This window comes from Roseixanthobacter psychrophilus (assembly GCF_043195195.1).
Classification (GTDB): Bacteria; Pseudomonadota; Alphaproteobacteria; order Rhizobiales; family Xanthobacteraceae; genus NCEH01.
The window spans coordinates 1-11,037 of sequence record NZ_JBAFWT010000004.1 but is presented as its reverse complement, the minus strand read 5'-3'; the positions used below and the strand labels follow the sequence as shown (position 1 = coordinate 11,037).

Genomic DNA, 11,037 nt, shown 5'->3' with positions numbered 1-11,037 from the left:
CCCTGACAGAGTGCAAAGGCTTCGCGGGACTGCACAAATGATCCGAACCACCATGGGCTTGATCGCGCTGTTCGCGATGATCGCCGCTGCTTGCGTGGCGTTCGGCGCATACTTTTCGTATGTCACCCTGCAAAACGCGCATCGCAACGCCGTGGAGGCGCGTTTTGCCATCACCGCCGACCGCATAGCCACCACCGCCCAGTTCGCCGCCAGCCTCGGCATCGCCCTGCCGGCCCAGTCCACCCTGGAGGATCTGGTGCGGCGCGAGGCCCGGCTCGATCCGGATGTTCAATCCATCGATATCCTGGACGACCACGACACCGTGCTGTTCAGCAGCGCGCAGGGCCGTGCCGGCAGCCCCGCGGGCCCATTGCCGCACGCCGTCGGCACGCGGATCGAGAATGATCTTGCGGCGAAGATCGGCCGGGTCGTCGTGCGCTATGAGGCGGCGGCGATCGAGGCCGGCGACAAGGCCCTGGCCGAAGACCTTGGCATGATCGCATTGCCGACGCTGATCGGCGCCGCGCTTGCCACGATCGCCATCGGCATCCTCTTGGCCGCCGACCTCCAGCGCGCCGCGCGCCGCGCTGCCGAGCCGAACAAATGGCCGCCCGCCGCGCGCTCCGCCCTCGCCAGCGTAAAGGCGACCCACGCCAGCGTCCGTACGGAGCCCGCTCGCCAATGATCGGCTTGCGCGCAGGCATCTCTCTCGCCATCGCCTTCATCCTGTGCGCCGCGCTGGCCGTGATCGGCTGGGCCGCCGGCCAGACGGCGGAGCGCACCATCGTGCCCGCCATCTCCGCCAAGGCGCAGTCCGTGGGGCGCTCGGCCGCCGCTTTGGTTGAAAATGCCGTGCAGGCGGGCATTCCGCTGGAGCGGCTGGTGGGCGTGACCGATTATTTCGACGAATTGCGGGCCAGTAACGCGGAACTGGCCCGGATCCGCCTGACCAACAGTTTCGGCGCGGTGCTCGCCCAATCCGGCGAGGCGGACCTGCCGGCCGATACGCCGGTCATCTATTCCGCGGTCACCACGCGCAGCGGCGCCCCGCTGGCAACCATCGCCATCGCCATCGACAGCAGCGTCGTCTCGGCGCAGGTCAGCGCCGTGCTGGTGGATGTGGCATTCATCGGCATCGTCTCGCTGCTGGTGGCGCTCGAACTGGTGGCCCTGGTGGTGGGCACCAGCGGCGTCGAGGCGCTGGCCGCGCTGGAAGCGCGCATTCGCGCGCTGGCCAAGGGCCGCCTCGCCCAGCACGCCAAGGACGACGCCGCAACGCTGCCGCTGATCGCACCCATCGATGCCCATGTGGAAGAGGTGAATGCCGCCCACCGCGCCGTGCGCGCCACGGCCGAGCGCAAGGGCGATGCCGCCGCCCTGGCCGCCCTGGCCGAAGTAGAGACGCGCACCGGCCTCGGCACCGTTCATGCCGGCGAGAACCATGCCGCGACCATCGTGCGGCCCGCCCTGTTCCTGTTCATGCTGGCGGAGGAACTCACCCGCCCGTTCCTGCCCCGGCTGGTGCAAGGTCTGGTGCCGGCAAAACTCCCCTTCAGCCTCGACGTCGCCATGAGCCTGCCGATCGTGGTGTTCATGGCCGGAGTGGCGCTGTGCCAATTGCCGTTTGCCGTCGCCTCCGAGCGCATGGGCCGGCGCGCCAGCTTCATGCTGGGCGCGTTGATTGCCGCCCTCGGCTATTGCGCCTCTGGTCTCACCGCCGATTATTGGCTGTTCCTCGCCACCCGCTTCGCCTCGGCCGTCGGCTATGCCCTGGTCTTCGTTTCGGCGCAGGGCCATGTCATCGACCAATCGCGCCCCAGCGAGCGCACCGCCGGCCTCGCCGTCTTCGTCAAGGCGATCATGGTGGCCGGCCTGTGCGGGCCGCCGATCGGCGGCGTAATCGCCGACCGGCTGGGCGGGCAGGCCGCGTTCCTGGTTTCCGCCGGCCTCGCCCTGACGGCGCTGGTGGTGGCCTTCTTCTCGCTTCCCCGTTCGCAGCCGCGGCGCGGCAGCGTGGGGGTCGGCGTGTCCGACCTCGCCGCAGCCCTTAAGGCGCCCCGCCTCGCGGCGCTGCTGTTCGGCTGCGCGCTGCCGGCGAAATTCCTGTTGGTGGCGGTGTGCTTCTATCTTGTCCCGGTGGAATTGCAGCGCGAAGGCTATAGCGCCGCCGCCATCGGCCGGCTGCAGATGATCTATCCCATCCTCATGGTGGTGGCGGTGCCGCTGTTCGCCGCACTCGCGGAACGCATGAACGCCCGCTCCGGCTTCGTCATCGCAGGCGGGCTGATCGCCGGCGGCGGCGCCCTTCTGCTCACCCTTGGAACCTCACCGCTGCTGATCGCCCTGGTACTGGCCCTGCTCGGCATCGGCCAATCCATGTCGATCGCACCCCAGTCGGCCCTGGTCGCCGACAGCGCCCGTCATGTGCCGGGCGGCAGCTCGGCCGGCGTGCTCGGCCTGTTCCGGCTGATCGAGCGGTCGGGCAACGCCACAGGACCGGCGGCCGCCGGCCTGCTGCTGGCAGCGATCGGATTTGCCGCGGCAACCGCCTCGATCGGTATAATGGTTGTGGCGGGAGCCCTCGCCTTCGCGCTATCTGGGCGGCAGGCAACCGCCACTCCGACCGAGGTCGCCCACGGGCCCGACGTCTCACCAGAAGGAACCCCGCTGTGATGGATCGGCGCTCCGTTCTCTCCCTCGGCCTGGGTGCAGGCGCACTCGGGGCGATGGGCGCTGCCGCGCCCGCCCACGCGCAGGACCGTCCGTTCCGGATCCTCATGCTGACATTTCGCGGCGATACCGATGTGGAACGCGGGTTTCGCTATTTCTTCGAAGCCGCCGGGGTGCAGGCCGATTTCCTCACCCGCGACGTGGAGCGCGATGCCACCAGGGTCAAGCCGATCCTCGCGGAGGTACTTCCAACCTTCAAGCCCGACCTGATCTATACCTACGGCACACCCAACACGCTCGCCGTCGCCGGGCCTTACGACGCGCCGGCGGATGCGCCGTTCGTGCGCGACATCCCGGTCGTGTTCGCCTTGGTGGCCGCGCCGGTGCAGGTGAAGATCGCGCCCTCGGTCGCCTCCTCCGGCCGCAACGTCACCGGCGCCGTACACGTGGTGCCCACCGACGTGCAGATGCGCGCCATGCAGACCTACAAATCCTTCTCCAAGGTCGGCGTCATCTACTCCCCGAACGAGAGCAATTCGCTGGTCATCGTACGGGAGATGAAGGCGTTCTGCGACAGCATCGGCGCGACTCTGATCACCCAGCCGCTGACCATGAAGGGCACCCGCCCCACCGGCGACGGCGTGGAGGATTTCGTCCGCAACATGCGCGCCCAGGGCGTGGACTGGCTGTACCTGCCCCCGGACACCTTCCTCGCGACCATCTTCAACCGCATCGCCCCCGTGGCCATCGACGTCGGCTTGCCGACGTTCGGCTCGACGGAATTCTTCCTGCGGGAGGGCGATGGGCTTGTCGGCCTGGTCAGTCGGTATTATTCGGTGGGACAGCTCGCCGCATCCAAGGCGATCGACATATTGGTGCAGAAAAAGGCGCCTAAGGATATTCCGATCGAGACGCTGAAGCGGTTCGCCTTGATCATCAACATGAACGTGGCGAAGAAGCTGGGCGTATTCCCCCCCATCGTCATGCTGAATTATGCGGAAGTGCTCACATGATGGCCGGTTCTTCGGCAGCGCGGCCTCTCGACGACAGTATCGGCTGGCGCGAACTGGGCCCGGAGGATCTGGACGATATCGAAATCCTGCACCGGCTGGCGGTTGGCCCGGTGGTGCGGCCCGATATCGTCAAGCCGGAATCGCGTGCCTATTTCGCCAGCATTCTCAACGGCCGGGGCCGGGTGATCGGCGCGTTTGAAGGCCGCCTGATCGCCTATGGCATTCTCCAGCACGACCATTCCCCCGCCGATGATCCGCGGCCGGAACTGGGCCTCGCGCCGGGTGCGTCCGTCGGCCGCCTCGCGGGTGCCTCGGTGGCCCCCGCGTTCCGCGGCCGCGGCCTGCAGCGCATCACCATCGCCGCCCGGGTCGCGATGGCGCCGCCCGACATGGCTTTGTTCTCCACCGCCGCGCCGGTGAACACGCCAAGCTGGGCGAGCCTGCTGGCCGAGGGGTTTCCCATCCATGGCGTGGTGCAGCGCTATGGCGGCTATCTGCGCTACATGATGGTGCGTGACGGGGCCACCTACGACCCGGCCCATGCGGTGACCGTCGATCCTGCCAACCTGCCGCTGCAGGAAGAGCTGTTTGCGAAAGGCTGGCACGGCTTCGCCCGGACGCGCCTCGCCTGCGGCGCACCGGGAATCCTGTTCGCGCCGCCGCAGCCGAGATTGACATGATGCCCGGGCGTTCCTCGGCCACGCGCCCCTCCCCCTCCTTTCGGAAGCCGCCCGGCGGCAAGCCATGAGCAACTCCCTGCCCACGGACGCGCAGATCCGCGGCTCGCTCCGCATTGATGCGAACATCGATGCCATCGCCACTGCGACCGAATGGCTCGGCGGCATCGCGGAGGCGGAGGAGTGGCCGGCGCCGCTCCAGTTCGGGCTGGAGCTGAGCGTCGAGGAAGCCCTCGCCAACGTCATCTCCTACGCCTTCGCCGGCCTGTCCGAGCCTGCCATGATCCGACTAGATTTTCTTCACCTGGACGGGGGTCGCCTGGGCGTTCGGATCGTCGACAACGGCATTCCCTTCGATCCCACCAATGTCGCCGCTCCGGATATTCCCGAGAGCGTCGAGGATGCCAAGATCGGCGGCCACGGGGTGCAATTGATGCGGCACTTCCTGGAGAGCCTGACCTATGCCCGCGAAGGCGGCGAAAACCACCTTGTCCTCGTGACCAAGCCGAAGACCGCCTGACCATGGCCTCCTCTCGAAAAGTGCGCAAATGCTGATCCTGGCAGGGCTGCTCGCCGGCCTCGGACTGCTGTTCATCGGCCTGAAGCTCATGAGCGTCCATCTTCAGCAGGCCATGGGCCGGCGGGTGCGCACCATGCTGAAGGCGGCAACGCGCTCCTCGATCTCCGGCTTCTTCTGCGGTGCGTTCGCGGGTGCGGGGGCGCAATCCTCCAATGCCGTCACGCTGATCGCGGGCAATCTGGTGCGCGGCGGCGTGTTCACCACCCGTGACGCCATCCCGGTGGTCGCCGGCGCCAATGTCGGTACCTCCGCTTTGGTGTTCATCGCCTCCATCGACATGCGCATCGCGGTGCTGTTCCTGATCGCTCTGGTGGGCATGACCTACCAGCTGCGCCTCGACCGGCGGCCGAGCTGGCGCGACTGGATGGGCGTGACCCTCGGCCTCGCGCTTTTGTTCCTCGGGCTCGACTTCATCAAGTCGGCCCCCAAGGGCATCGACGTCGCCGAGGCGGCCGCAGCGTTCTCCAATGGCATCACGCCGCTCCTCGGGCTCGCATTGGGCTTCGTCGTGGCGGTCATCACCCAGTCCGCCTCCACCGCAACCATTCTGGCCGTCGCCGCCACGCATGCACACATGCTGGGCCTGGAGGATGCCTTCTATCTCATCCTCGGCGCCAATTTCGGCTCCGGCATCGCGACCCTCCTGACCTCCGGCGGCCTCGTCGGCATCGGCAAGCAATTGTGCTTCGTCCATATCCTGGTGAAGGGCGTCGGCTGCATCATCGTGTTTGCGGTGTGGCAGGCCGCCAATCTCGCCGGATGGGACAGCCCCGCGATCCTGGCGCGTCTCGGCGGGGGGGAGCCTGCCCTCTCCATCTCCCTGCTTTTCCTTGCCCTGCAGGTCAGCGGCGGTCTGGTGGTGACGGGGCTGCGCGGGCTTAGCGAAAAGATCGCGGTCGCCCTTAGCCCGGCCTCCGTGGAGGACCGCGTCTCACGCCCGCATTTCATCCACGATTCGGCGATCCGCGATCCCTCCACCGCTCTCGACCTCGCCGCCCGCGAAACCGACCGGCTGGTAAGCCTTCTTCCCGACCTGCTGCCCGACCTTGACCAGCGCACCGCCGGTGCCGCCAAGGAGCGTTCTGTCCTGTGGCACGGATCGACCAGCATCGCCGCCACAACCGGACAGTTCGTCGTGCGGGTGATCGAGCGCCGTCTTGGCCGCGAGGATCTCGACCTTGCGCTCCATATTCAAGAACAACTCGACATTGTGAAATTCCTGCAGGACACGCTGCACGAATTCTCCGACGTGGTGGAAGAGTTCAAGGATGTGCCGCCGCTCGCCTTCAACCTCTCGGAGGCGCTGCGGACCATCGTGCTGTCTCTGGTGGACGCGCGCGACGGCAGCGGCGAGGATTTCGATATATTGATCGCTCTGACGGCGGACCGCAGCGACCTGCTGGACCGCATTCGCCGCGCCCTTGCCGCTTCGAGCCTGGGTTCGGGCGAGGACGCACGCAAGCTGCTGCTGGCAACCTCGATGTTCGAGCGCGCCGTATGGCTGGTGCGGCGGCTCGCAGTGGCGTTGCGCCCGGATGCGAATGGCGATAAGTCCGCAGCAGCACCCAAAACAGCGAACCTGGAAGTGGCTCATGCAGATTGAGCGGGAACAAACCGGCGAAGACGTTCTGCTGAAAGTGGTCGGCCGGCTCGACACGCCGAACGCCAAGCCGTTCGAGGCAAGCCTGCTGGACGTGGTGAACACCACCGGTGGCGGGATCGTCGTGGACCTGGCCGGCGTGGTCTATGTTTCATCCTCGGGCCTTCGCGCCCTTCTGGTGGCCGGCAAGGCGATGCGCACCGCCAAGCGCAAGCTTTCGCTCAAGTCGCTTCAGCCGCAGATCCGGGAAGTGTTCGATATCTCGGGCTTCTCGACCCTGTTCGAGATCAGCTGAGGTCAAGACCGACTGAGCCTGGCGGGCGCCCTGGCGCCGGATCCGATCAGATTGAACCAATCTGATCGGTGAACCCGCCTCTAAACTTAAGTGAAAAGAACGTTTTCCCGACCAGCCTGCTGCGAGATTTGGTCGGAACTTTCTCGAGCCGGCGCTCTCCGTGCTTCAGTGCTTGGCTCCGCCGGCCCCGATATTGTCGGAAAACGCCAGCACCAAGCTCGACCCGACGAACACCACATGGATGATGACCAGCCACATCAGGTTCGTCGTATCCATGCCGGCTTCGAGATTCATGAAGGATTTCAGAAGCTGGATCGCCGAGATGGCGACGATGGAGGCCAGCAGCTTCTGCTTCAGCCCGCTGAAATCAACGCGCGTCATCCAGTCCGGCCAGTCGGGATGGCCGTTGGGGTCGATCTTCGAGACGAAGTTCTCATAGCCCGAGAAGATCACGATCAGCACCAGATTGCCGGTGAAGGTGAGATCCACCAGGGTCAGGATGCCGAGGATGGTATCCGATTCCGTGGCCTCCAGGGCGTGCAGCACGAAATGCAGCAGCTCATGGCCGAACTTGAACAGCAGCACCAGCAGCGCGACCACAAGGCCGAGATAGAACGGCGCCATCAGCCACCGGCTGCGGAAAAGAATGCTTTCGAGGCCCCGCTCCAGCATGATCAACCCGTCCCGGCTTCGTCGCATCGCAGCATGGGTGCCACGCGGCACGACGCAGGGCAAGGGTTTCCGCTCGGGCAGCGCTGAAGGCGGCGGCGCACCGCCGCGAATTCAGTCGCGGCGGGAGGAGACAAGGCCACGATAGGCCTCGATCACCTGGCTGTCGTCGGCGCGGCCCAGGCCCTGGGCGGAGGCAGCGAGGAACATCTGCTGGGCCAGCGCGGCCAGCGGCGTCGGCGCCTTGGCCCCCCGGCCAGCCTCCAGCACGATGCCGAGGTCCTTCACGAAGATGTCCACCGCGCTGGTCACCTTCCCGTCGTCGGCCGCCATGCGGGGACCGCGATTGTTGAGCATCCAGCTTGATGCCGCGCTCTCGCCGAAGATCTCCAGCAATTGCGGCAGGTCCAGCCCGGCGCGCTCGGCCAGCGACAGGGCTTCGGCGGCGGTGGCGATATGCACGCCGCACAGAAGCTGGTTGATGGTCTTCACCATGGCGCCCTGCCCCGGCGCGTCGCCGACCCGGAACAGGCGGCTGCCCATGGTCCGCAGCACCTCCTCGGTGCGGGCGTAGAGCGGATCGGGAGCACTGGCCATGACGGTCAGGGCGCCGCTCTGCGCGCCCACCACACCGCCGGAGACCGGCGCATCCACGAGGCCCCTCTGCGACAGGGCGAGGCGCGTCGCCATGGCTTGCACGCGCGGCGGGGAACAGGTGGAGCACAAGATCACCGCCCCGTCCGCCGCCAGCGCGTCCGCCGCGCCGGCCTCGAACAGCACCTGCTCGGCCTGGTCGGCGTTCACCACCATCAGCACCAGAAGCTCGGCGCCTTTCGCCGCATCGGCGGGGGAGGCGGCCACCCGGCCGCCATCGGCAGCAAAGGTCGAAAGCGCCGCTGCGTTGAGATCGAAGCCGGCCACCTCATGTCCTGCGGCAACCAGATGCTGGGCCATGGGCAAGCCCATGGCGCCAAGCCCGACAAATCCGATCCGCATGTCTTATTCCTTCACCGCGCCGGTCATGGACGAGACGTAATAGTCCACGAAGAACGAATAGAGGATCACGACCGGCAGTGAGCCGATGAGCGCACCTGCCATCAGCGCCCCCCATTCGTAGACGTCCGACCGCACAAGCTCGGTCAGCACCCCCACCGGCACGGTCTTGTTCTCCGAAGACTGAATGAAGGTGAGGGCGTAAATGAACTCGTTCCACGACAGGGTGAAGGAGAAGATGCCGGCCGAGATCAGGCCCGGCACGGAGAGCGGCAGCAGCACCTTGGTCAGGATCTGCCAGCGCGAGGCGCCGTCCATCAGCGCGCACTCCTCCAACTCGTAGGGGATGGAGCGGAAATAGCCCATCAGCAGCCAGGTGGAGAACGGGATCAGGAAGGTCGGATAGGTGAGGATCAGCGCCAGCTTGCTGTCATAGATGCCGAGGTGGAACACCATCAGCGCCAGCGGGATGAACAGGATCGACGGCGGCACCAGATAGGCCATGAAGATGCCGAGCCCGACCCAGCGCGAGCCATGGAAGCGCATGCGCTCGATGGCATAGGCGGCGAACACCGAGGCCACCAGCGAGATCGCGGTCGCGCACACCGACACCAGGATCGTGTTCCAGAGCCAGCCGGGATAGGAGGTCTCGAACAGCAGGTATTTGATGTGATCGAGCGTCGGCTCCCACACCCAGAGCGGGGAGTAATTGGTGTAGTCGGTGAGCTGCCAGTTCGGCTTGATGGCAGTCAGCGCCATCCAATAGAACGGGAACAGCAGCACGAACACGAACACCAGCAGCGGCAGCATCACGGTGATGAGGCGCTTGGGCAGGCTGTCGAGATAGCTCATGCCGGTGGAATTGTCGGTGACGCCTTGATCGGTCATGGCCGGCACTCCGCGCGGGCAGGAGAAAAGGGGACGGGGCAGGTCATGATCATGAATCCCCCCCGCCCTGCTGCCACTTGCGGCGTTGCAGCCCGAAAAAGCTGAACAGGATGGCGGAGAGCAGGAACGGGATCATCGCCACCGCGATGGCCGCGCCCTCGCCCAATTGCCCGCCGGGAATGGCACGCTGGAACGACAGCGTCGCCATGAGGTGGGTCGCGTTCAGCGGCCCGCCGCGGGTGAGCACATAGATCAGCTGGAAATCGGTGAAGGTGAACAGCACCGAAAACGTCATCACCACCGCGATGATCGGCGAGAGCATGGGCAGCGTGATGTAGCGGAAGCGCTGCCAGCCGCTCGCCCCGTCCAGCGTCGCCGCCTCGTGCAGGGACGCGGGAATGGTCTGGAGCCCCGCGAGCAGCGAGATCGCGACGAAGGGAATGCCGCGCCAGACATTGGCCGCGATCACCGACATGCGGGCATTCGTGGTATCGCCGAGGAAATTGATGTTGGTGGAAATCAGCCCGAGCCGCATGAGCGCCCAGGAGATGACCGAGAATTGCGCGTCGAAGATCCACCAGAAGGCGATCGCCGAGAGCACGGTGGGCACCACCCAAGGCAGCAGCACGATGGCGCGGAAGAAGCTCTTGAACGGCAGATTCTCGTTCAGCAGCAAGGCGAGCCACAGGCCGAGCGCGAACTTCAGGATCGAGGCGCCGACGGTGTAGATCAGAGTATTGAAGACCGAGAGCCAGAAGATGCTGTCGCCCCACAGCGATTCATAATTCTCAAGGCCGATGAACACGCCGTCCCGGCCGATGCGTGTATCGGTGAAGCCGAGCCATACGCCGAGGCCGAGCGGATAGGTCAGGAAGAAAATCAGGAACGCGGCGGCCGGCAGCAGGAACAGCAGGCCCAGCACATGCCGGCCCTGGCCTATGCCCGCCCACCAAGACCGCAAATTGAACCCGGGCGCAGCTCGCGCCGACACTTCAGTCATGAACTCGCTCTCCCTGAACCCGCAAAAGCACGTGTGGGCTGGCCCTGAAAACGCTCTCCCGCGTGCGGGAGAGGAAGGGGAGGACCGGCTTCGGGCGTCGCGGAAGGCCTTGCCGGCTATTCCCGCGCCGCCGGCCCGAACGGAGCCGGCGGCGCGGGGCCGATCACCTGCGATAGATGCGGTTGGCTCGGGTTTCCGCCCGCTTGGCGGCTTCTTCGGGCGTGCGCTGGCCGGTGGCGGCTTCGGCCACCATGTCCACCACGATCCAGTCGGCCATCGCCGCGGCCGAGTGTGGGCCGAGCGGGCCGGCATAGCCGTTCGGGCGCAGCAGTTCGGAGGCCTTCGCATAAGGCGCGTGGTTGGGATCGGAGGTCCACACCGGATTGCTCGCAAACGCCTTGAGCGTCTGGCAGCAATAGGCGCTGGCGCCCTGGATCCAGGCGTTCATCTGCGGCGCGTCGAACATGAAGGCCATGTAGGCCTGGGCCGCCTGCGGGAACTTGGAATATTTGAAGATGCAGGCCGAGGTGGTCTGCGTCAGCTCCGCCACGCCGCCGGGGCCGACCGGCATGTTGGTGGTCTTGATGTCCGCGGCCATGTCGGCGAGCTTGGGGTCGTTCTTCGCTGCGTAATAGAGCGACACGCCGTTGGC

General features: G+C 66.3%; 11 protein-coding genes and 1 pseudogene. 7 read left to right on the top strand and 5 right to left on the bottom strand.

Annotated elements, in window-relative coordinates; genetic code table 11:
- Positions 1–37 precede the first annotated feature (37 nt).
- The 7 genes from V5F77_RS05645 (at position 38) to V5F77_RS05615 (ending at position 6,835) form a co-directional block, all read left to right on the top strand.
- Positions 38–685 (top strand): hypothetical protein, encoded by a 648-nt coding sequence (locus V5F77_RS05645; protein WP_429004359.1) that lies wholly within the window; start codon positions 38–40, stop codon positions 683–685.
- Positions 682–2,673 carry an MFS transporter gene (locus tag V5F77_RS05640; protein WP_429004358.1) on the top strand — a complete coding sequence of 664 codons (1,992 nt, stop codon included), beginning with the start codon at positions 682–684 and terminating at the stop codon, positions 2,671–2,673. Before V5F77_RS05645 ends, V5F77_RS05640 begins: the two co-directional genes overlap by 4 nt.
- Positions 2,673–3,683 carry an ABC transporter substrate-binding protein gene (locus tag V5F77_RS05635; protein ID WP_429004357.1) on the top strand — a complete coding sequence of 337 codons (1,011 nt, stop codon included), beginning with the start codon at positions 2,673–2,675 and terminating at the stop codon, positions 3,681–3,683. Before V5F77_RS05640 ends, V5F77_RS05635 begins: the two co-directional genes overlap by 1 nt.
- Complete coding sequence (locus V5F77_RS05630; protein ID WP_429004356.1) at positions 3,680–4,363, top strand: hypothetical protein; 684 nt, start codon at positions 3,680–3,682, stop codon at positions 4,361–4,363. The genes V5F77_RS05635 and V5F77_RS05630 overlap by 4 nt, the downstream gene beginning before the upstream one ends.
- A 64-nt stretch (positions 4,364–4,427) precedes the next feature.
- Positions 4,428–4,880: an ATP-binding protein gene (locus tag V5F77_RS05625; protein ID WP_429004355.1), complete on the top strand. Its 453-nt coding sequence runs from the start codon at positions 4,428–4,430 to the stop codon at positions 4,878–4,880.
- 28 nt (positions 4,881–4,908) lie between these two features.
- Positions 4,909–6,543, top strand: coding sequence for a Na/Pi symporter (locus V5F77_RS05620; protein ID WP_429004354.1), 1,635 nt, complete (start codon positions 4,909–4,911; stop codon positions 6,541–6,543).
- Positions 6,533–6,835 carry an STAS domain-containing protein gene (locus V5F77_RS05615; RefSeq protein WP_429004353.1) on the top strand — a complete coding sequence of 101 codons (303 nt, stop codon included), beginning with the start codon at positions 6,533–6,535 and terminating at the stop codon, positions 6,833–6,835. Before V5F77_RS05620 ends, V5F77_RS05615 begins: the two co-directional genes overlap by 11 nt.
- A gap of 165 nt (positions 6,836–7,000) precedes the next feature.
- Here V5F77_RS05615 and V5F77_RS05610 read toward each other — a convergent pair whose 3' ends face one another.
- From V5F77_RS05610 to V5F77_RS05590, 5 genes and pseudogenes are all read right to left on the bottom strand, one after another.
- Positions 7,001–7,507: a TIGR00645 family protein gene (locus V5F77_RS05610; RefSeq protein ID WP_429004352.1), complete on the bottom strand. Its 507-nt coding sequence runs from the start codon at positions 7,505–7,507 to the stop codon at positions 7,001–7,003.
- Positions 7,508–7,618: 111 nt separating this feature from the next.
- Positions 7,619–8,500 carry an NAD(P)-dependent oxidoreductase gene (locus V5F77_RS05605; protein ID WP_429004351.1) on the bottom strand — a complete coding sequence of 294 codons (882 nt, stop codon included), beginning with the start codon at positions 8,498–8,500 and terminating at the stop codon, positions 7,619–7,621.
- Between the two features lie 3 nt (positions 8,501–8,503).
- Complete coding sequence (locus V5F77_RS05600) at positions 8,504–9,385, bottom strand: carbohydrate ABC transporter permease (RefSeq protein WP_429004350.1); 882 nt, start codon at positions 9,383–9,385, stop codon at positions 8,504–8,506.
- A 49-nt stretch (positions 9,386–9,434) separates the two neighbouring features.
- On the bottom strand, positions 9,435–10,385 hold the full coding sequence (locus V5F77_RS05595; RefSeq protein ID WP_429004349.1) for a carbohydrate ABC transporter permease: 951 nt from the start codon (positions 10,383–10,385) through the stop codon (positions 9,435–9,437).
- Positions 10,386–10,548: 163 nt separating this feature from the next.
- A pseudogene (locus V5F77_RS05590) lies at positions 10,549–11,037 on the bottom strand (ABC transporter substrate-binding protein); the annotation flags it as partial.